This is a genomic window from Pantoea brenneri, from assembly GCF_038594305.1.
Lineage (GTDB): Bacteria > Pseudomonadota > Gammaproteobacteria > Enterobacterales > Enterobacteriaceae > Pantoea > Pantoea brenneri.
The window spans coordinates 1,929,378-1,949,445 of the sequence record NZ_JBCGBG010000001.1 but is presented as its reverse complement, the minus strand read 5'-3'; the positions used below and the strand labels follow the sequence as shown (position 1 = coordinate 1,949,445).

Annotated in this window: 19 protein-coding genes; 17 read left to right on the top strand and 2 right to left on the bottom strand. The window is 57.2% G+C overall.

Going from position 1 to position 20,068, the window contains the following annotated elements; translation table 11 throughout:
- Position 1: 1 nt before the first annotated feature.
- Positions 2-1,642 (top strand): phosphoglucomutase (alpha-D-glucose-1,6-bisphosphate-dependent), encoded by a 1,641-nt coding sequence (gene pgm, locus AABB92_RS09140; protein ID WP_031374810.1) that lies wholly within the window; start codon positions 2-4, stop codon positions 1,640-1,642.
- 39 nt (positions 1,643-1,681) lie between these two features.
- Here pgm and kdpE read toward each other — a convergent pair whose 3' ends face one another.
- Entirely contained in the window at positions 1,682-2,356 is a 675-nt protein-coding gene (kdpE, locus tag AABB92_RS09135) for a two-component system response regulator KdpE (protein WP_031374811.1), read from the bottom strand.
- Positions 2,357-2,613: 257 nt separating this feature from the next.
- On the opposite strand from kdpE, the gene AABB92_RS09130 reads away from it, so the two are divergent.
- From AABB92_RS09130 to nei, 11 genes are all read left to right on the top strand, one after another.
- Positions 2,614-2,814, top strand: a complete 201-nt coding sequence (locus AABB92_RS09130) for a DUF2517 family protein (protein WP_031374812.1) — start codon at positions 2,614-2,616, stop codon at positions 2,812-2,814.
- Positions 2,815-2,967: 153 nt separating this feature from the next.
- A complete protein-coding gene (locus AABB92_RS09125; RefSeq protein ID WP_031374813.1) occupies positions 2,968-3,924 on the top strand; it encodes a YbgA family protein in 957 nt (318 codons plus the stop codon).
- A gap of 12 nt (positions 3,925-3,936) precedes the next feature.
- Complete coding sequence (phrB, locus tag AABB92_RS09120) at positions 3,937-5,361, top strand: deoxyribodipyrimidine photo-lyase (protein WP_031374814.1); 1,425 nt, start codon at positions 3,937-3,939, stop codon at positions 5,359-5,361.
- Between the two features lie 18 nt (positions 5,362-5,379).
- Positions 5,380-6,123, top strand: a complete 744-nt coding sequence (locus AABB92_RS09115) for a type 2 GTP cyclohydrolase I (RefSeq protein ID WP_031374815.1) — start codon at positions 5,380-5,382, stop codon at positions 6,121-6,123.
- A 159-nt stretch (positions 6,124-6,282) separates the two neighbouring features.
- Positions 6,283-6,939 (top strand): 5-oxoprolinase subunit PxpB, encoded by a 657-nt coding sequence (gene pxpB / locus AABB92_RS09110; protein WP_031374816.1) that lies wholly within the window; start codon positions 6,283-6,285, stop codon positions 6,937-6,939.
- A complete protein-coding gene (gene pxpC, locus AABB92_RS09105; protein WP_031374817.1) occupies positions 6,933-7,865 on the top strand; it encodes a 5-oxoprolinase subunit PxpC in 933 nt (310 codons plus the stop codon). Before pxpB ends, pxpC begins: the two co-directional genes overlap by 7 nt.
- Positions 7,855-8,592, top strand: a complete 738-nt coding sequence (pxpA, locus tag AABB92_RS09100; protein ID WP_046288457.1) for a 5-oxoprolinase subunit PxpA — start codon at positions 7,855-7,857, stop codon at positions 8,590-8,592. Before pxpC ends, pxpA begins: the two co-directional genes overlap by 11 nt.
- Positions 8,593-8,647: 55 nt before the next feature.
- Positions 8,648-9,376, top strand: a complete 729-nt coding sequence (locus AABB92_RS09095; RefSeq protein WP_031374818.1) for a DUF969 domain-containing protein — start codon at positions 8,648-8,650, stop codon at positions 9,374-9,376.
- The gene (locus tag AABB92_RS09090; protein ID WP_046288456.1) at positions 9,376-10,392 is read left to right on the top strand and encodes a DUF979 domain-containing protein; all 1,017 of its coding nucleotides are present in this window, start codon (positions 9,376-9,378) and stop codon (positions 10,390-10,392) included. The genes AABB92_RS09095 and AABB92_RS09090 overlap by 1 nt, the downstream gene beginning before the upstream one ends.
- 6 nt (positions 10,393-10,398) lie before the next feature.
- Positions 10,399-11,046, top strand: a complete 648-nt coding sequence (gene pcp, locus AABB92_RS09085) for a pyroglutamyl-peptidase I (RefSeq protein ID WP_046288455.1) — start codon at positions 10,399-10,401, stop codon at positions 11,044-11,046.
- Between the two features lie 11 nt (positions 11,047-11,057).
- Complete coding sequence (gene nei, locus AABB92_RS09080; protein WP_031374819.1) at positions 11,058-11,846, top strand: endonuclease VIII; 789 nt, start codon at positions 11,058-11,060, stop codon at positions 11,844-11,846.
- Positions 11,847-11,912: 66 nt separating this feature from the next.
- Here the strand turns inward: nei and AABB92_RS09075 are convergent, their stop codons facing one another.
- Entirely contained in the window at positions 11,913-13,196 is a 1,284-nt protein-coding gene (locus AABB92_RS09075; protein ID WP_031374820.1) for a citrate synthase, read from the bottom strand.
- Positions 13,197-13,828: 632 nt separating this feature from the next.
- Here AABB92_RS09075 and sdhC point away from each other — a divergent pair.
- From sdhC to sucA, 5 genes are all read left to right on the top strand, one after another.
- On the top strand, positions 13,829-14,218 hold the full coding sequence (sdhC, locus tag AABB92_RS09070; RefSeq protein WP_046288454.1) for a succinate dehydrogenase cytochrome b556 subunit: 390 nt from the start codon (positions 13,829-13,831) through the stop codon (positions 14,216-14,218).
- The gene (sdhD, locus tag AABB92_RS09065; RefSeq protein ID WP_031374822.1) at positions 14,212-14,559 is read left to right on the top strand and encodes a succinate dehydrogenase membrane anchor subunit; all 348 of its coding nucleotides are present in this window, start codon (positions 14,212-14,214) and stop codon (positions 14,557-14,559) included. The genes sdhC and sdhD overlap by 7 nt, the downstream gene beginning before the upstream one ends.
- Positions 14,560-16,326, top strand: coding sequence for a succinate dehydrogenase flavoprotein subunit (gene sdhA / locus AABB92_RS09060; RefSeq protein WP_031374823.1), 1,767 nt, complete (start codon positions 14,560-14,562; stop codon positions 16,324-16,326). It begins immediately after the preceding gene.
- A gap of 14 nt (positions 16,327-16,340) precedes the next feature.
- Positions 16,341-17,057 (top strand): succinate dehydrogenase iron-sulfur subunit, encoded by a 717-nt coding sequence (locus AABB92_RS09055; protein ID WP_031374824.1) that lies wholly within the window; start codon positions 16,341-16,343, stop codon positions 17,055-17,057.
- A 203-nt stretch (positions 17,058-17,260) separates the two neighbouring features.
- Complete coding sequence (gene sucA / locus AABB92_RS09050; protein WP_031374825.1) at positions 17,261-20,068, top strand: 2-oxoglutarate dehydrogenase E1 component; 2,808 nt, start codon at positions 17,261-17,263, stop codon at positions 20,066-20,068.

Sequence of the window (20,068 nt, the reverse complement as noted above, 5' to 3'; positions counted from 1 at the left end):
AATGGCCAATCACCCCCGTGCCGGGCAACCCGCCCAGCAGAGCGATTTGATTAACGTTGCACAATTAACCTCACAGTATTATGTCCTGCAGCCCGACGTGGCGAACCCGGAACATGCGGTGAAGTTTGGCACCTCTGGCCATCGCGGTAGCGCAGGGCGTCAAAGCTTCAACGAGATGCACATTCTGGCGATTGCGCAGGCGATTGCAGAAGAGCGTAAAAAGAACGGCATCACCGGTCCGTGCTACGTGGGTAAAGATACCCACGCGCTGTCCGAGCCGGCGATCCTGTCGGTGCTGGAAGTGCTGGCGGCGAACGGCGTGGATGTGATTGTGCAGCAGGATAATGGCTATACGCCGACCCCTGCCATCTCTAACGCCATTCTTGAGCACAACAAAGCCGGTGGCGCACTGGCCGACGGCATTGTGATCACGCCTTCACACAACCCACCGGAAGATGGCGGCATCAAGTACAATCCACCTAATGGCGGACCGGCTGATACCAACGTCACCAAAGTGGTTGAAGATCGCGCGAATCAGCTGATCAAAGATGGCCTGAAAGAAGTTAAACGTCTGCCGATCGATCAGGCACTGGCCAGCGGCCACGTGGTCGAGAAAGATCTGATCCAGCCTTACGTTGAAGGTCTGGCGCAGGTCATCGACTTCCCGGCGATTCAGAAAGCCGGTCTGAAAATTGGTGTTGATCCGCTGGGTGGTTCTGGTATTGCTTACTGGCAGCGTATCGCCGAGCACTACAAGCTGGATCTGACGCTGGTAAATGACGCTGTCGATCAGACTTTCCGCTTTATGCATCTGGATAAAGATGGCGTGGTCCGCATGGACTGCTCCTCTGAGTGCGCCATGGCCGGTCTGCTGGCTTACCGCGACAAGTTCGATCTGGCGTTCGGTAACGACCCGGATTATGACCGTCACGGTATTGTCACTCCGGCAGGCCTGATGAATCCAAACCACTATCTGGCAGTGGCAATCAACTACCTGTTCCAGCACCGTCCACAGTGGGGCCAGGATGTCGCCGTTGGTAAAACGCTGGTGTCCAGCGCGATGATCGACCGCGTGGTTAACGACATCGGCCGTAAGCTGGTGGAAGTGCCGGTTGGCTTTAAGTGGTTTGTTGATGGTCTGTATGACGGCAGCTTTGGTTTCGGCGGCGAAGAGAGCGCCGGTGCCTCTTTCCTGCGTTTCGATGGCACGCCATGGTCAACCGATAAAGACGGCATCATCATGTGTCTGCTGGCGGCAGAGATCACTGCTGTCACCGGTAAAAACCCGCAGCAGCATTACGATGAACTGGCCGGGCGCTTTGGTGCGCCAAGCTATAACCGTCTGCAGGCGTCCGCAACGTCTGCCCAGAAAGCCGCGCTGTCGAAGCTGTCACCTGAGATGGTGAGCGCCGATACGCTGGCGGGCGACCCGATTACCGCGCGTCTGACCGCTGCGCCAGGTAATGGCGCGTCGATTGGTGGCCTGAAAGTGATGACCGACAACGGCTGGTTCGCCGCGCGTCCGTCAGGCACCGAAGACGCCTACAAAATCTACTGTGAAAGCTTCCTGGGTGCGGAACACCGCGCGCAGATTGAGAAAGAAGCGGTAGAGATTGTCAGCGAAGTACTGAAAAACGCCTGAGAAATCGGGCAATGAAAAAGGCGCCTCTGGCGCCTTTTTTTATGGCATAAAGCGATAGCCAATACCGGTTTCCGTCAGCAGATGCACCGGCTGGGTCGGGTTGGCTTCCAGCTTCTGCCGCAGATGCCCCATATAGATGCGCAGATAGTGGCTGTGCTCCACCGCATTCGGTCCCCACACCTGGCTCAGGAGCTGGCGCTGGGTCAGCACTTTGCCCGCGTTATTCAGCAGAATACTCAACAGGCGAAACTCAATCGGGGTGAGATGAATCTCCTCGCCGCCGCGCTGTACCCGGCGCGCAGCAAAATCAACACTCACATCCGCAAAGGTGACGCGGGCGTCGGGTTGCTGGCTGCTGTGCCGCCGCAGTGCAACCCGGACGCGAGCCAGCAGTTCACCGATACCAAACGGCTTGGTCAGATAGTCATCAGCACCGGCATCCAGCGCGGCGATTTTATCCTGCTCGTCGCTGCGTGCTGACAGCACAATCACCGGCATCGCGCTCCACTGGCGCAGGTCGCGGATAAAGTCGGTACCATCGCCATCCGGCAGGCCTAAATCGAGGATCACCAGATCGGGTTTACGGGTGGCGGCTTCAATCAAGCCGCGCTGCAGCGTATCGGCATCAAAGACTTTCAGTGCCTCATTTTCCAGCGCCAGCCGCACAAAACGGCGGATCTCTTTTTCATCTTCAACGATCAAAACCGTGGTCACGCAAACCTGCCTTGAATAAACAGTGATGCGCTACTTTACCAACAAATTTTTCTGCCGTCCGTGCCGGTTACGCCGGGTTCATTTCAACCTGAGCATAACCAAGAAATAACATCTGTGTAACTTAATTACAGGTTAATTCTTAAACGACACATTTTCGGGTAAATAAGTGGTCTGATGAGTAGTAAAATTACACAATCAGGCGTAATCTTAGACACAGATCACATTCGAACCTTATAACTCTCCGGGAGGCGATAACCATGTATCAGGCTTATCCACGTTCCAAAATCATTTTGCGTCGCACGCTGGTGGTCCTTCTCGGCGTTGTTGCGTTACCCGTGATGCTGTTCCGTCGCGACCGCGCTCGCTTCTACAGCTATCTGCATCGGATGTGGTGCAAAACCAGCGCCAAGCCGGTATGGCTGGCGCAAGCCGAAGCCGCTGGCGGCGCTTTCTGGTAAGACGGATATCTGCTGAATCGGCCTGGTCACTGGACCAGGCTTTTTTTTGCGTTTTTTCTTAAAACCACCGCGCTTTTCCCTGGCTTAACGCTGTCTTCCTGGCTGATTTACGCTACACTTAAACCTCTACAAGATTTCGGAGGTTGTACAAGTATGAGCGAAAAAATCCCGGTCGGAATCAGTGCCTGCTTGCTTGGTGAAAGCGTCAGATTTGACGGTGGACACAAGCGCCTTACTTTCGCTACCGAAGACCTCACGCCTTTTGTGCGTTTCGAGCCGATCTGCCCTGAAATGGCGATTGGTCTGCCGACGCCGCGCCCAGCCTTACGCCTGGTTAATCAGGGTGATGAGGAACTGCATCTGTGCTTCAGCAAAGATGGCGGGGAAGAGGTGACTGACCGGATGCGTGACTGGTCGGCCGAGCGCGTGAAATCGTTGCATCATCTGTCAGGCTATATCCTGTGCGCCAAATCCCCCAGCTGCGGCATGGAGCGGGTGCGGGTTTACGAGCCAGACACCAACAACAATCGCAAAGCCGGTACCGGCATTTTTGCTGAATTCCTGCAGCGTGAAATGCCGTGGTTACCGCTGGAAGAGGATGGACGACTGCACGATCCTGCGCTGCGCGAAAATTTCATTGGTCGTATCTGCGCTCTGCATGAGTTCAATCAGATGTGGCAAAGCGGCCTGACCCGTCACCGTCTGATTGCCTTCCACAGCCGCTATAAATTACTGATGCTGGCCCATTCGCAGGAGAAATACCGCGAGCTGGGGCCGTTTGTCGCCTCAATGAACCAGTGGGACTCACTGGAAGCATTCGCCTTCGAATACCGTAATCGCATGATGGCGCTGATGTCACGACCCGCCTCGCGTCGTAATCACACCAACGTTCTGATGCACGTTCAGGGTTATTTCCGCCGCCAGCTCAGTTCACCGCAGCGGCAGGAACTGGCGACGCTGATTGATCGTTACCGCCAGGGCACCCAACCATTGCTGGTGCCGATTACCATTCTGAAGCACTACATGGCGGAGTTCCCGCATCCATGGCTGGCTGAGCAACGCTATTTCGATCCCTATCCGGAAGCGTTGTGTTTACGTTACGGACAATAATTCAGGAGTGTTATGACCACCCATCTGGTCTGGCTGCGTAACGACTTACGCCTCAACGACAATCTGGCGCTGCATGCTGCCTGCCGCGACAGCGAGGCAAAGGTGATTGCGCTCTATCTCGCCACGCCGAAACAGTGGCAGCAGCACGACATGGCGCCGCGACAGGCGGCCTTTATTCATGCCAGTCTGCAACTGCTGGCGGCGTCGCTGGCCGAGCGGGGTATCGCTCTGCATTATCAGTCGTGTGAGACCTTCGGCGACGCGGTCGATTACCTGGTCAGCTTTTGCCAGCAGCAGCAGGTCGACCAGCTTTTCTACAACTATCAGTATGAAGTCAACGAACGCCAGCGCGATGCGGACGCCGAGAAGCGTCTCGATCAGGCGGGCGTGATCTGTCAGGGTTTTGATGACAGCCTGCTGTTGCCGCCTGGCAGCGTACAGAGCGGTGACCGCTCGATGTACAAAGTCTTTACCCCGTTCAGCAAAGCGTTTGTCCGCCGCTTGCAGCAAACCCTGCCGGAGTGTGTGCCCGCGCCGAAAGCGCGTCCCGGCGCGCCGCTGGAAAACCCGGCGATTCCACCGTTTGATTATCCGACCGACAGCGTTGACCAGACGCTGTTTCCGCCCGGCGAAGCCGCAGCCCTGAAACGCCTGCGGCAGTTCGCAACCCAGCCGGTGCTGGATTATCCCGCCGAGCGCGATCTGCCGGCGCGGGACGGCACCAGCCGGTTATCGGTATATCTGGCGACCGGGCTGTTATCGCCGCGACAGTGCCTACACCGCGTGCTGCATGAACATCCTGACGCGCTGGACAACAGCCGGGCGTTTAGCTGGCTGAATGAGCTGATCTGGCGCGAGTTTTATCGTCATCTGCTGGTGGCGTATCCGACGCTGTGCAAGCACCAGCCCTTTGTTAGCTGGACGCGACACGTGGAATGGCAGACTGACGCAGCCCATTTCGACGCCTGGAAAGCAGGGAAAACCGGCTATCCGATTGTGGATGCGGCGATGCGGCAGCTCAACGCGCTTGGCTGGATGCATAACCGGCTACGAATGATTACCGCCAGTTTTCTGGTCAAGGATCTGCTGATTGACTGGCGCGACGGTGAACGCTACTTCATGCAGCAGCTGATTGATGGGGATCTGGCGGCGAACAATGGCGGCTGGCAGTGGGCAGCCTCGACCGGCACCGATGCCGCGCCCTATTTTCGCATCTTCAATCCGACCACGCAGGGTGAACGCTTTGATCCGCAGGGCGCATTTATCCGCCACTATCTGCCGGAGCTGGCAGACGTGCCGGACAGCGATATTCATCAGCCGCTGCTGTGGGCCGCGAAAAATCATAAGAAACTCGATTATCCGCCACCGATCGTGGAACATAAGAGCGCCCGTAAAAAGACATTAGACGCCTTTGAGCGCGCGAAAAGCGCGGCCTGAGGCGATCAAGGAGCCACGATGAATCATTACCAACTCGAGACGCTGATCAATCAGCAGCTGGAGAGCCACAACTTCAGTGATTACGCCCCAAACGGTTTGCAGGTTGAAGGGCGCAGCGAAGTGAAAACGGTGATTACCGGCGTTACCGCCTGTCAGGCCCTGCTGGATGAAGCCGTAGCACGTCAGGCAGATGCGATAGTGGTGCACCATGGTTATTTCTGGAAAAACGAACCGGCCGCGATAAAAGGCATGAAGCGTCGTCGTTTGCGTACGCTGCTGGCCAACGACATTAATCTCTATGGCTGGCATCTGCCGCTCGACGCCCATCCGCAGTTAGGCAACAACGCGCAGCTGGCGAAGCTGCTGGATATCGAGGTACGTGGCGAAGTGATGCCGCTGGTGTTGTGGGGTGAACTGGCCGAGCCACTCACCGGCCAGCAACTGGCCGATCGCATTGCCGATAAGCTGGGACGTGAGCCACTGCACTGTGGCGACAACGCACCAGAACTGATTCGCCGCATCGCCTGGTGCAGCGGTGGCGGGCAGGGCTTTATCGATCAGGCTGCTGCTTTTGGTGTGGATGCTTACCTGACCGGTGAAGTGTCGGAGCAGACCATTCACAGCGCTCGTGAACAGGGACTGCACTTCTTCGCTGCCGGACACCATGCGACCGAGCGCGGTGGCGTCAAAGCGCTGGGCGACTGGCTGGCGCAACACCACGGTCTGGATGTGACCTTCATCGATATTCCGAATCCTGCCTGATCCCACTCCCGGTCCTGCGCCCCGCCGCAGGACCTAAATCTGTTGACACATCTCCGTCACTTTCGCATAACTGTTTGCTTTGAGTAGATAAGCAAACGGCTGAGCCGTGCGCCAGAACCGGTCTGGCACGCGAGATTTCAGCTCAACGGGAGGTCGCTGTTGCAACGAGCACGTTGTTATTTACTGGGTGAACGCGCGGTGGTGCTGGAACTGGAACCACCCATCTCGCTGGCCAGCCAGCAACGAATCTGGGGTCTGAACCAGCGCCTGCAGGCGGTCGCGAGCGTTCAGGAGGTGATCCCCGGCATGAACAACATCACCCTGATACTGCGTGATCCACAGCAGAGCGCGCTGGACGCCATTGAGCGGCTGCAGCGCTGGTGGGAAGAGAGTGAAGTGCAGATACCGGAATCACGTCAGGTGGCGATCCCGGTCATTTATGGCGGCGAGGCCGGCCCCGATCTGACGGTAGTGGCCGAACACGCCGGACTCTCCATCCATCAGGTGGTGGAGTTGCACAGCAGTACCGACTACGTGGTCTATTTCATCGGTTTTCAGCCCGGCTTTCCCTATCTGGGTGGGCTGGATCCGCGTCTGCATATTCCTCGTCGGGCAGAACCGCGCGTCGCCGTGCCCGCCGGATCGGTCGGTATCGGCGGCAGCCAGACCGGTGTCTATCCGCTGGCGTCACCGGGCGGCTGGCAGCTCATCGGCCAGACGCCTGTCGCGCTGTTTGATCCGCTGCAGCAACCGCCGACGCTGCTCCGACCCGGTGATACCGTGCGCTTCGTGCCACAGAAGGAGGGCGTATGTTGAGGATCCTGCGAGCCGGACTGGCCGCCACGATACAGGATGCGGGTCGTCACGGCTGGCGGCAGTACGGTATCAGCCTCGGTGGGGTGCTGGATCAGCCCGCGATGACCACCGCTAATTTGCTGGTGGGAAATGCGCCAGACAGCGCGGTGCTGGAGATGGTGCTCGGCCAGTTTAAGGCGGAGTTCACCCGCGACGGCTGGTTTGCGCTGACCGGCGCTGGCTGTAACGCAGAACTGGACGGTAATCCGGTATGGACCGGCTGGCGCACCCCGGTTAAAAAAGGACAGGTGCTGTCGCTGGCGATGCCGGTACACGGCATGCGCAGCTATCTGGCGGTGCAGGGCGGGTTCGATCTGCCGGCGATGCTCGGTTCTGTCAGCACCGATCTGAAAGCCGGATTTGGCGGATTCCACGGGCGCACGCTGCAGGATGGCGACTGCCTTCCGCTGGGCAAACCGACCCGTCAGTTTGCTCGCAAAGCTGGCGTCCGGCAGCTGCTGTGGGGCAACCGTATTCGCGCGCTGCCGGGGCCGGAATACCATGAGTTCAGCCGCGAGGCGCAGCAGGCGTTCTGGCGCACAGCGTGGAAGCTCAGTCCGCAAAGTAACCGGATGGGATACCGACTGGAGGGACGTCAGCTCAACCGGGAAAACCCGCGGGAACTGCTGTCGCACGGGCTGGTACCGGGCGTGGTGCAGGTGCCGCCTAACGGTCAGCCGATTGTGCTGATGGCGGATGCCCAGACCACCGGCGGCTATCCGCGTATCGCCTGTATTATCGAGGCTGACCTCTATCACCTGGCGCAAATCCGGCTGGGTGAACCGATTCACTTTATTCATTGCACTCTGCCGGAGGCGATGCAGGCGCGTCAGCATCAGCAGCGTGCGCTGGACCAGATGGTATGGGGACTCGCTGATGAAAATTGATTTAAACGCCGATCTCGGTGAAGGCTGCGACAGCGATCGCGCGCTGCTGCAACTGGTCAGCTCGGCCAACATCGCCTGTGGCTTTCACGCCGGCGATGCCCAGACCATGCTGCAATCGATCCGCTGGGCGAAAGAAGCCGGAGTAGCGATTGGCGCACATCCGGCTTTTCCCGACCGCGAAAACTTTGGCCGCAGCGCGATGCAGCTGCCGCCGGAAACGGTCTATGCCCAGATGATCTACCAGATTGGGGCGTTGAAAAGCCTGGCAGAAAGCGAAGGCGTGCGGCTGGTTCATGTTAAGCCGCACGGCATGCTCTACAACCAGGCGGCGGCCGATGCGGTGCTGGCCGACGCCATTGCCCGGGCGATTAAGGCGGTGTACAGCCAGCTGATTGTGGTCGGGCTGGCGGGCAGCGAATCGATTCGGGCGGCGGCTCACTATGGTCTCCGTACCCGTGAAGAGGTGTTTGCCGATCGCGGTTACCTCAGCAGCGGTGCGCTGGTGCCGCGCAGCCAGCCCGGAGCGCTGATTGAGGATGAACAGCAGGCGATCGATCAGACGCTGAGCATGGTGCAGCAGGGCAAGGTAAAAAGCATCAGCGGGGAATGGGTCGCGGTTAAAGCGCAAACCGTCTGCTTACATGGCGACGGGGCGCATGCGTTGCAGTTTGCCCGGCGGCTGCGTGATGCCTTTGCCGCCCAGCAAATCAGCGTCACCAGTGCCTGAATAATAATGCTTAGCCCGGCTGTGCCCGGGCTTTTTCATACTCTAAGGGGAAAAGATGGATAGCGTGGTAAATCTCTGGCCGCTGCTTGGCATTGCAGCCATCATTATCGGCTTCGTATTACGGTTTAATCCGGTGCTGGTGGTTATTGTCGCCGGTTTCGTCACCGGCTTCGCGGCCATGATGCCGTTGGCCGACATTCTGGAAAAGCTCGGTTCGGGCTTTCTCAACACCCGTAACCTGCCGCTGATTCTGTTGCTGCCGCTGGCGGTGATCGGCCTGCTGGAACGTCACGGGCTGAAAGAGCGGGCGCAGGCGTGGATCGCCCAGATTAAAACCGCCACCGCCGGACGTTTACTGATCGTCTATCTGCTGGTGCGCGAACTGACCGCAGCGCTCGGCCTGACCAGCCTCGGTGGTCATCCGCAGATGGTGCGCCCACTGCTGGCACCGATGGCGGAAGGGGCGACGGAAAACCGTTATGCTGACGTCTCGCCAGAGGTGCGCCATCGTCTGCGCGCCATGTCGGCGGCAACTGATAACGTCGGGCTGTTTTTTGGCGAGGACATTTTCGTCGCCTTTGGCGCGATTATCTTCATGCACAACTTTATGCAGGAGTCGGCCGGGATTCAGACTGAACCGCTACACATTGCCCTGTGGGGTATCCCGACCGCAGTGGCGGCCTTCCTGATCCACTCGGCCCGCCTGGTACGGCTCGATCGTCAGTTAGCCCGTGAATTACAGGCGCTGAACGGCCAGGCACTGAAAGCCAAAGGAGGGCAGTAATGTTTCAGCAACAATATCTGATGTGGCTGGCAGGGGTGATCCTGCTGGTGGTGGCGCTCCTCTCCTGGGGCGATCGCGCCAACCCGCGCCGTTTAACCACCGGACTGTTCTGGGCGCTGTATGGCCTGATTTTCCTGGTTGGCGACTGGACCACGCAACTGATGACGCAGTGGATGGGTTCGGCAGCCGCCGGCACCCGGATGCTGAATATTAGCGTCGGGGTCGCAGTGGTGGTGATGGCGCTGATTGCTGGCTTAGGCGGGGTAAAGCTGGGCCGCTATCATCAGCGCAGTGAGGAGGAGAAACAGGCCAGTGCGCTGCGCCTGCGCAATAAACTGTTCCTGCCTGCGCTGGCGATCCCGGTGGTGACGGTCGCGGGCGTGCTGGCGTTCAACCATATCCCGGGCTTGCAGGATACGGTGTTTGGTCCTGGTAACCACGCGACGCTGGTGACGCTGTTTTCGATGATGATCGGCTGCCTGATCGGCTGGCTGGTGGCGCTGAAACTGACGCATGAGAAACCGGTGCAGTCGATGCAGGAGACCCGACGGCTGCTGGATGCTATTGGCTGGGCATTTATCCTGCCGCAGATCCTCGCCACCCTGGGTCTGCTGTTTACCAGTGCCGGCGTCGGCAGTGCGATTTCCCATCTGACCGAAAGCTATCTGGCGGTCGACAGTCGCTTTATCGCGGTGGCGGTTTATGCCGGTGGCATGGCGCTGCTGACCATGGTGATGGGCAACGCCTTTGCTGCGTTTCCGATTATCACAGCTGGCGTCGGTATTCCGATTCTGGTGCTGCAGCACGGCGGCAATCCGGCGGTGATGGCAGCCATCGGCATGTTCTCCGGCTACTGCGGAACGCTGATGACGCCGATGGCGGCTAACTTTAACATCGTGCCGGCGGCGCTGCTGGAGCTGCCGGATCGTAACGCGGTGATCAAAGCTCAGGTCCCGACCGGTGTGCTACTGTTAATCGTTAACATTTTCCTGCTCTATTTCCTGATGTTCCTGTGAGGCTGAATGAAAACTGTCCTGATGACCGCCTTTGAACCGTTTGGCGGTGAAAGCATTAACCCATCATGGGAAGCGGTCAGTGCGCTGGAAGGCAAAGAGATTGCTGGTGCACGGATCGTCATCCGTCAGTTGCCGGTGGTGTTTGCGGATGTGCTGGATGTGCTCTACCAGGCGCTGGAGGAGGTGAAACCGGATGCGATTCTGTCGGTAGGACAAGCGGGCGGGCGCAGCGATATTACCGTTGAACGCATCGGCATCAACGTTGATGATGCGCGTATTGCCGACAACGCCGGCCATCAGCCGGTTGATGAAGCAATTGTGGCTGACGGTCCGGCGGCCTATTTCTCGCGTCTGCCGATCAAGGCGATTGTGGCCGCGCTGCGTCAGGCGGGGATTCCCGCCTCGGTGTCACAGACCGCCGGGACCTTTACCTGTAACCGGGTGATGTATGGTCTGCTGCACTGGCTGGCCCAGCAGCAGACGCCGGTGCGCGGTGGCTTTATCCACATCCCTTACCTGCCGGAGCAGGCGGCGTTGCACCCTGGTGCGCCAAGCATGTCGGTCGCCAGTGTGATTCAGGCGCTGGAAATTGCGGTCCGGGTGACGCTGGAGACCGGTGAAGATCTGAAAATAGCTGGCGGTGCCACACACTAAGAGGATCCACGATGCCTGAAGGACCAGAGATCCGCCGGGTGGCGGATCAGCTCGAGACCGCGATTGTCGGCCAGCCGTTAACCGAAGCGTGGTTTGCCTTTCCGGCGCTGAAAACTTACGAACCGGCGCTGATTGGCGAACAGGTGCAGGCGATTGAGACACGCGGCAAGGCGTTGCTGACACATTTCAGCAATGGCCTGACGCTCTACAGCCACAATCAGCTGTATGGCGTCTGGCGCATCGTCACGCCCGAAACGGAATTACAGACCACCCGACAGTTACGGGTACGGCTGGCGACGGCCGATCGGGCTATTCTGCTGTATAGCGCGTCGGATATTGAGTTACTGAACGCCGATACGCTGGCAGCACACCCGTTTCTTAACCGCATCGGCCCCGATGTGCTGAGCAGTGCGCTGACGGTGGATGAGGTGAAAGAGCGGCTGCTGTCACCCCGTTTCCGGCGGCGGCAGTTCAGTGGTCTGCTGCTGGATCAGGCTTTTCTGGCCGGGCTGGGCAATTACCTGCGTGCCGAAATTCTCTGGCTGGCACAGTTGCTGCCGCAGCATCGGGCGCAGGATCTCAGTAACCATCAGCTGACTGCTTTCAGCGAGGCGCTGCTTTCAGTGCCGCGCCATGCCTATCGGATGCGTGGCACCATGAAGAAATATCATGAGGAAGCGGCGTTTCAGTTTGAGGTGTTTCATCGGCAGGGCAAAAAATGCCGGCGCTGCGGCACGGTGATTGAGAAGGGCACGCTCTCATCACGGCCTTTTTACTGGTGTCCGGGGTGTCAGCACTGAGTGCCTGACGGCAGCTATAAAAAAAACGGGGCCAGATGGCCCCGCTTTTGCGTTGAAATATAACGCTTATTTTTCCAGCTGCGAGTTGAATTCGCGCTCGGTATAACCGGTATAGAGCTGACGCGGACGGGCGATTTTCATCCCTTCGTCGTGCATCTCTTTCCAGTGCGCAATCCAGCCAACGGTACGCGCCATCGCGAAGATCACGGTAAACATTGAGGAAGGAATTCCCATCGCTTTCAGAATAATACCGGAGTAGAAATCGACGTTTGGATAGAGTTTGCGCTCGATGAAGTAAGGGTCGTTCAGCGCAATGTGTTCCAGTTCCATCGCCACTTCCAGCAGATCATCCTTCATACCCAGCTCATTCAGGACTTCATGGCAGGTATCGCGCATCACGGTGGCACGTGGATCGTAGTTTTTGTAAACGCGGTGACCAAAGCCCATCAGACGGAAGGAGTCATTTTTGTCTTTGGCACGTTTAACAAATTCCGGAATGTGCTCAACGGTGCTGATCTCTTCCAGCATGCGCAGTGTCGCTTCGTTGGCACCGCCGTGCGCCGGTCCCCACAGGGAGGCGATCCCGGCGGCGATACAGGCAAACGGGTTAGCACCAGAAGAACCGGCGGTACGCACGGTTGACGTCGAGGCGTTCTGCTCATGGTCAGCATGCAGGATCAGGATACGGTCCATGGCGCGTTCCAGTACCGGATTTACCTTGTACTCTTCGCACGGTGTCGCGAACATCATGTGCAGGAAGTTACCGGCATAAGAGAGGTCATTACGCGGGTAAACAAACGGCTGACCGATAGAGTATTTGTAGCACATTGCGGCCATGGTCGGCATTTTGGACAGCAGGCGGAACGCGGCGATTTCGCGGTGACGCTCATTGTTAACGTCCAGCGAATCGTGATAAAACGCCGCCAGTGCGCCGGTCACGCCACACATCACCGCCATCGGGTGTGAATCACGACGGAAGCCGTGGAACAGACGGGTAATCTGCTCATGAATCATGGTATGACGGGTAACGGTGGTACGGAATTCTTCAAACTGCTTTTGATTTGGCGCTTCGCCATTCAGCAGGATGTAGCACACTTCCAGATAGTTGGAGTGGGTCGCCAACTGGGAGATCGGGAAGCCGCGGTGCAACAGGATACCTTCATCACCATCAATAAAGGTGATTTTTGACTCGCAGGATGCGGTGGACGTGAAACCCGGATCGAAGGTAAACAGTCCACTGGAGCCGAGGGCGCGGACATCAACCACATCCTGGCCCAGCGTGCCTTGCAGCACATCCAGTTCAACGGACGTTTCATCTTGTAGGGTTAGCGTCACTTTTTTATCTGTCATTTTCGTCTCCATAGCGCCTTAGGCAGGTAAAGATCTTTAGACACCTGAAACGCGTTCATGTTGCGGTTGGCAAAACTTCACAGCATCACTCTGCTGTCTTATGGCTGGTGCAGGGTACAGAGTGAGAGGCGCGTTCCCAGCAGGAACCGTAGAGCCATGGACATGCTGCATATCGCGGTTGTTAAAGATCCGGTCAGGACATAACTTCTTGGTAACCAATAACCTGATGCTTTTTAATGCTTACGTTCGCAATGTTACATAACTTGCGCTTAGGGGAAAGTGTATCCCCATAACTTTTGTGCATCATAGGAATTTGTAGCGTTAGTTTGTAACTGAATTGTTGAACTATTGTCAAATCAGATAATTAAAATTGTATCAATTGTGAAAATCGTGAGTAGGATCACTGTTCCATCTAAAATTTACCAAAGAGTTTGTAGGGGAATTGTAATCAGAATGTGATCCTCCTATACTCCTGCCAGGTCTCCGGAACACCCTGACACCAGGAGCCACCCAGCGTTTCTACCGCGTCAATTAACACTGGATGTTGCTTTTTTGGTGACGGTTAAAGTCTGCCACGCGTTGTGATTAGACTCCGCCTCAGGTCCGGAGGAAGCAAAATAAAAAAGAGCTGTGTGGGCAAAACCGTGAAAAAACAAAGACCTGTCAACTTGGATCTCTCGACGATCCGGTTTCCCGTTACTGCAATATCGTCCATTCTTCACCGCGTCTCCGGCGTAATCACATTGGTTGCTCTTGGCATCCTGCTGTGGCTACTCGGTCTCTCACTCTCCTCTCCGGAAGGTTTCCAGCACGCTGCAACCATCATGGATGGCTTCTTCGCGAAGTTTATCATGTGGGGCATTTTAACGGCGCTGGCCTATCACGCGGTGAGCGGGATTCGTCATATGTTGATGGATTTTGGTTATCTGGCTGAAACCCTGCAGGTGGGTAAGCGTTCAGCTTATATGACTTTTGTAATCACTGTCGTGCTGGCAATTCTGGCGGGAGTCCTCGTATGGTAAGCAATGCATCCGCGTTGGGTCGCAACGGTATCCAGGACTGGCTGCTGCTGCGGGCAACCGCAATTCTGATTACGCTCTACATCGTCTACATCCTCGGTTTTGTGGTGATGACTGACACGCTGACCTATGAGTTGTGGCGTGGCTTCTTCGCTTCCGCATTCACTAAAGTGTTCACCCTGCTGACGCTGTTCTCGATTCTGATCCACGGCTGGATTGGCATGTGGCAGGTGTTAACAGACTACGTCAAATCGCTGCCAACCCGTCTGGTGTTGCAGTTTGTGATTGTGGTGGCGCTGTTGTGGTATGCGATTTATGGATTTGTTGTGGTGTGGGGTGTGTAAATGAGTTTGCCAATCAGAGAGTTCGATGCCGTGGTGATCGGCGCAGGTGGCGCAGGAATGCGAGCCGCACTGCAAATCTCCCAGGCCGGCCAGAGCTGCGCCCTGTTATCTAAAGTTTTCCCGACCCGTTCCCACACCGTATCTGCGCAGGGCGGTATTACCGTTGCGCTGGGTAATACCCATGAAGATAACTGGGAATGGCACATGTACGACACCGTCAAAGGCTCCGACTATATCGGTGACCAGGACGCGATTGAATATATGTGTAAAACCGGACCGGAAGCGATTCTGGAGCTGGAACACATGGGCCTGCCGTTCTCGCGTCTGGATGATGGTCGTGTCTATCAGCGTCCGTTCGGCGGCCAGTCGAAGAATTTTGGTGGCGAGCAGGCGGCACGTACCGCGGCGGCAGCCGACCGTACCGGTCACGCCCTGCTGCATACGCTGTACCAACAGAACCTGAAAAATAAGACCACTATCTTTTCTGAGTGGTACGCGCTGGATTTGGTGAAAAATGCCGACGGCGCAATTGTCGGCTGTACCGCGATTTGTATCGAAACCGGTGAGACCGTCTACTTTAAAGCCAAAGCCACCGTACTGGCGACCGGCGGGGCAGGCCGTATTTACCAGTCCACCACCAATGCACACATCAACACCGGTGACGGCGTGGGTATGGCGCTGCGCGCAGGCGTACCGGTGCAGGACATGGAGATGTGGCAATTCCACCCAACCGGCATCGCCGGCGCGGGCGTGCTGGTGACCGAAGGCTGCCGTGGTGAAGGCGGTTATCTGCTGAATAAACATGGCGAGCGCTTCATGGAACGCTACGCGCCGAATGCGAAAGATCTGGCGGGCCGTGACGTGGTTGCGCGCTCGATGATGATCGAAATTCGCGAAGGTCGCGGCTGCGATGGCCCGTGGGGCCCGCACATTAAACTGAAACTCGATCACCTCGGTAAAGAGGTGCTTGAGTCACGTCTGCCTGGCATTCTTGAGCTGTCACGCACCTTTGCCCATGCCGACCCGATTAAAGAACCGATTCCGGTGATTCCAACCTGTCACTACATGATGGGCGGCATTCCGACCAAAGTGACCGGTCAGGCGCTGCGGGTGAATGAGCAGGGCGAAGACGTGGTGATTCCTGGGCTGTTTGCAGTGGGCGAAATCGCCTGCGTATCGGTTCACGGTGCCAACCGTCTGGGCGGCAACTCGCTGCTCGACCTGGTGGTGTTTGGCCGCGCTGCGGGTCTGCATCTGCTGGAAAGCATTCAGGAGCAGGGCGAACTGCGTGATGCTTCTGAAGATGAGATTGATGCGGCGATGGCGCGCTTTAACCGTTGGGAAAATAACACCACCGGTGAAGACCCGGTTGAGATTCGCAAAGCGCTGCAACGTTGCATGCAGAATAACTTCTCGGTATTCCGTGAAGGCGATGCAATGGCGCAGGGCCTGGAAGAGCTGAAAGTGATCCGCGAACGCCTGAAATCGGCGCGTCTGGATGACCGCTCGCCGGACTTCAACACGCAGCGTATTGAATGTCTGGAACTGGACAACCTGATGGAGACGGCGTTTGCCACGGCGGTGGCGGCTAACTATCGCACCGAGAGCCGCGGTGCACATAGTCGCTTCGACTTCCCGGATCGTGATGATGAGAACTGGCTGTGCCACAGTCTTTATGTCCCGGAAACCGAGAGCATGACGCGCCGTGAGGTGAACATGCAGCCGAAACTGCGCGCGGCCTTCCCGCCGAAAGTGCGTACCTACTAATTTCGGAGACGATCATGAGACTCGAGTTTTCAATTTATCGCTACAATCCAGAGGTCGACGACAAACCGCGGATGCAGGATTACAGCCTGGAAGCGGAAGATGGTCGCGACATGATGTTGCTGGACGCGCTGATTCGTCTGAAAGAGAAAGATCCGACGCTGGCGTTTCGTCGCTCGTGCCGTGAAGGCGTCTGTGGCTCCGACGGCCTCAACATGAACGGTAAAAACGGACTGGCCTGCATCACGCCGGTCTCTGCGCTGGGCAACGGTAAACAGAAAATCGTTATCCGTCCGCTGCCGGGTTTACCGGTGGTGCGTGACCTGGTAGTAGACATGAGCCAGTTTTATGCACAATATGAGAAAATTAAGCCTTTCCTGTTGAATAATGGGGAAAATCCGCCGGCACGTGAGCATCTGCAGTCGCCGGATGAGCGCGAACATCTGGATGGATTATACGAATGTATTCTCTGTGCCTGCTGTTCAACCTCATGCCCGTCATTCTGGTGGAACCCGGAGAAGTTTATCGGGCCTGCCGGCCTGCTGGCCGCGTACCGCTTCCTGATCGACAGCCGCGACACCGAAACCGATGCGCGTCTCGACAATCTGAACGACGCTTTCAGTGTATTCCGCTGTCACAGCATCATGAACTGTGTGAGCGTATGCCCGAAAGGGCTAAACCCGACGCGCGCCATCGGCCATATTAAGTCGATGCTGCTGCAACGCGGGGCATAAGCACCACACCATCCGGGAACCTCAGGTTCCCGGTGGTTTACGGAAGCCTCTGTAAGCGCGGTCTGGTACCACGTTTACAAAGGTTCCCTTACGGGCCACGCGCGCTGCGCACAGTGCTCGTATCGCTGAACTCACTACGGCAAACCGCGAAAGCGGCAACAAATGAAACCTCAAAAAAGCATAGCAATGCTTAAGGGATCACAATGCAGAACAGCGCGATGAAGCCCTGGCTGGACTCCTCCTGGCTGGCCGGCGCGAACCAGTCTTACATAGAGCAACTCTATGAGGATTTCCTGACCGATCCTGACTCTGTCGATGCAGTGTGGCGCTCGATGTTCCAACAGTTACCGGGCACCGGAATGAAACCTGAGCAGTTTCACTCCACCACACGTGAGTACTTCCGTCGCCTGGCGAAAGATGCATCTCGTTACACCTCATCCGTCTCCGATCCAGAAACCAACTCGAAGCAAGTGAAAGTGCTGCAGCTGATTAACGCGTTTCGTTTCCGCGGCCATCAGCACGCCAATCTCGATCCGCTCGGCCTGTGGAAGCAGGATCGGGTTGCCGATCTGGACCCGGCTTTTCACGATCTGACCGACGCCGATTTTCAGGAAAGCTTTAACGTCGGCTCTTTTGCCATCGGCAAAGAGACCATGAAGCTGGCCGATCTGTTCGAGGCGCTGACCCAGACTTACTGTGGCTCAATTGGTGCAGAATATATGCACATCAATAACACCGACGAGAAACGCTGGATTCAGCAGCGTCTGGAATCGGTGGTGGGCCATGCGTCATTCAGCCGCGAAGAGAAAAAAGGTTTCCTGAAAGAGCTGACCGCGGCAGAAGGGCTGGAAAAATATCTCGGGGCTAAATTCCCGGGCGCCAAACGCTTCTCCCTCGAAGGGGGCGATGCGCTGGTTCCGATGCTGCGCGAAATGATCCGTCATGCCGGTAAAAGCGGCACCCGCGAAGTCGTGCTCGGCATGGCGCACCGTGGCCGTCTCAACGTGCTGATCAACGTGCTGGGTAAAAAGCCGCAGGATCTGTTCGACGAGTTCGCCGGTAAGCATAAAGAGCACCTCGGCACCGGTGACGTGAAGTACCACATGGGCTTCTCGTCTGACGTTGAAACCGAAGGCGGCCTGGTTCACCTGGCGCTGGCGTTTAACCCGTCGCATCTGGAGATCGTCAGCCCGGTGGTGATGGGATCGGTACGCGCCCGTCTTGACCGTCTGGAAGAGCCAAGCAGCAACAAAGTTTTACCGATCACCATTCATGGTGATGCCGCGGTAATCGGCCAGGGCGTGGTGCAGGAAACCCTGAACATGTCTCAGGCACGCGGTTACGAAGTGGGCGGTACCGTTCGCATCGTGATCAACAACCAGGTAGGTTTCACCACCTCCAACCCGAAAGATGCGCGTTCAACGCCGTACTGCACCGACATCGGCAAAATGGTGCTGGCCCCTATTTTCCACGTCAATGCAGATGACCCGGAAGCGGTGGCGTTTGTTACCCGTCTGGCGCTCGATTATCGCAACACCTTCAAACGTGATGTGTTTATCGATCTGGTCTGCTATCGCCGTCATGGTCACAACGAAGCCGATGAGCCGAGTGCGACCCAGCCGCTGATGTACCAGAAAATCAAAAAGCACCCGACGCCGCGTAAAATCTATGCTGACCGTCTGGAAAGTGAAGGGGTAGCGACCCAGGAAGATGCGACCGAAATGGTCAATCTCTACCGCGATGCGCTGGATGCCGGCGAATGCGTGGTGCCAGAGTGGCGGCCGATGAGCCTGCACTCCTTTACCTGGTCGCCTTACCTCAATCACGAGTGGGACGAGCCGTATCCGGCCCAGGTCGACATGAAACGTCTGAAGGAACTGGCGCTGCGTATCAGCCAGGTCCCGGAAGAGGTAGAAGTTCAGTCACGCGTCGCCAAGATCTACAACGATCGCCGTCTGATGGCCGAAGGCGAGAAAGCCTTTGACTGGGGCGGTGCTGAAAACCTGGCGTACGCCACGCTGGTTGATGAAGGCATTCCGGTTCGCCTGTCGGGCGAAGATACCGGTCGCGGTACCTTCTTCCACCGTCATGCGGTAATCCATAACCAGGCGAACGGCTCGACCTATACTCCGCTGCATCACGTGCACAGCGGCCAGGGCCAGTTCAAAGTCTGGGATTCCGTGCTATCAGAAGAGGCGGTACTGGCGTTTGAATATGGTTATGCCACCGCAGAGCCACGCATTCTGACCATCTGGGAAGCGCAGTTCGGTGACTTCGCCAACGGTGCTCAGGTGGTGATCGACCAGTTCATCAGCTCCGGCGAGCAGAAATGGGGCCGGATGTGTGGCCTGGTCATGCTGCTGCCGCACGGCTACGAAGGTCAGGGTCCTGAGCACTCCTCAGCGCGCCTTGAGCGCTATCTGCAACTCTGCGCTGAGCAGAACATGCAGGTCTGCGTGCCGTCTACGCCGGCGCAGGTTTATCACATGCTGCGTCGTCAGGCGCTGCGCGGAATGCGGCGTCCACTGATTGTGATGTCGCCGAAATCGCTGCTGCGTCATCCGCTGGCGATCTCCACGCTGGATGAGCTGGCTAACGGCAGCTTCAAACCGGCGATTGGCGAAGTCGACGATCTCGATCCGCAGGGCGTTAAACGCGTCGTGCTTTGCTCCGGTAAAGTCTATTACGACCTGCTGGAACAGCGCCGTAAAAACGAGCAGACCGATGTCGCTATCGTGCGTATCGAGCAGCTCTATCCGTTCCCGCATCAAGCGGTACAGGAAGCTTTAAAAGCGTATTCCCATGTGCAGGATTTTGTCTGGTGTCAGGAAGAACCCCTGAATCAGGGTGCCTGGTACTGCAGCCAGCATCATTTCCGTGAAGTTGTGCCATTTGGTGCCACCTTACGTTATGCAGGCCGCCCGGCATCCGCTTCACCGGCCGTGGGTTACATGTCCGTACACCAAAAACAGCAGCAAGACCTGGTTAATGACGCGCTGAACGTTGATTAA

Bases quoted from the DNA above. Each gene is read 5' to 3' on its own strand.
- pgm (WP_031374810.1), top strand. From the start codon at position 2: ATGGCCAATCACCCCCGTGCCGGGCAACCCGCCCAGCAGAGCGATTTG.
- AABB92_RS09130 (WP_031374812.1), top strand. From the start codon at position 2,614: ATGTATCAGGCTTATCCACGTTCCAAAATCATTTTGCGTCGCACGCTG.
- AABB92_RS09125 (WP_031374813.1), top strand. From the start codon at position 2,968: ATGAGCGAAAAAATCCCGGTCGGAATCAGTGCCTGCTTGCTTGGTGAA.
- phrB (WP_031374814.1), top strand. From the start codon at position 3,937: ATGACCACCCATCTGGTCTGGCTGCGTAACGACTTACGCCTCAACGAC.
- AABB92_RS09115 (WP_031374815.1), top strand. From the start codon at position 5,380: ATGAATCATTACCAACTCGAGACGCTGATCAATCAGCAGCTGGAGAGC.
- pxpC (WP_031374817.1), top strand. From the start codon at position 6,933: ATGTTGAGGATCCTGCGAGCCGGACTGGCCGCCACGATACAGGATGCG.
- pxpA (WP_046288457.1), top strand. From the start codon at position 7,855: ATGAAAATTGATTTAAACGCCGATCTCGGTGAAGGCTGCGACAGCGAT.
- AABB92_RS09095 (WP_031374818.1), top strand. From the start codon at position 8,648: ATGGATAGCGTGGTAAATCTCTGGCCGCTGCTTGGCATTGCAGCCATC.
- AABB92_RS09090 (WP_046288456.1), top strand. From the start codon at position 9,376: ATGTTTCAGCAACAATATCTGATGTGGCTGGCAGGGGTGATCCTGCTG.
- pcp (WP_046288455.1), top strand. From the start codon at position 10,399: ATGAAAACTGTCCTGATGACCGCCTTTGAACCGTTTGGCGGTGAAAGC.
- nei (WP_031374819.1), top strand. From the start codon at position 11,058: ATGCCTGAAGGACCAGAGATCCGCCGGGTGGCGGATCAGCTCGAGACC.
- AABB92_RS09075 (WP_031374820.1), bottom strand. From the start codon at position 13,196: ATGACAGATAAAAAAGTGACGCTAACCCTACAAGATGAAACGTCCGTT.
- sdhD (WP_031374822.1), top strand. From the start codon at position 14,212: ATGGTAAGCAATGCATCCGCGTTGGGTCGCAACGGTATCCAGGACTGG.
- sdhA (WP_031374823.1), top strand. From the start codon at position 14,560: ATGAGTTTGCCAATCAGAGAGTTCGATGCCGTGGTGATCGGCGCAGGT.
- AABB92_RS09055 (WP_031374824.1), top strand. From the start codon at position 16,341: ATGAGACTCGAGTTTTCAATTTATCGCTACAATCCAGAGGTCGACGAC.
- sucA (WP_031374825.1), top strand. From the start codon at position 17,261: ATGCAGAACAGCGCGATGAAGCCCTGGCTGGACTCCTCCTGGCTGGCC.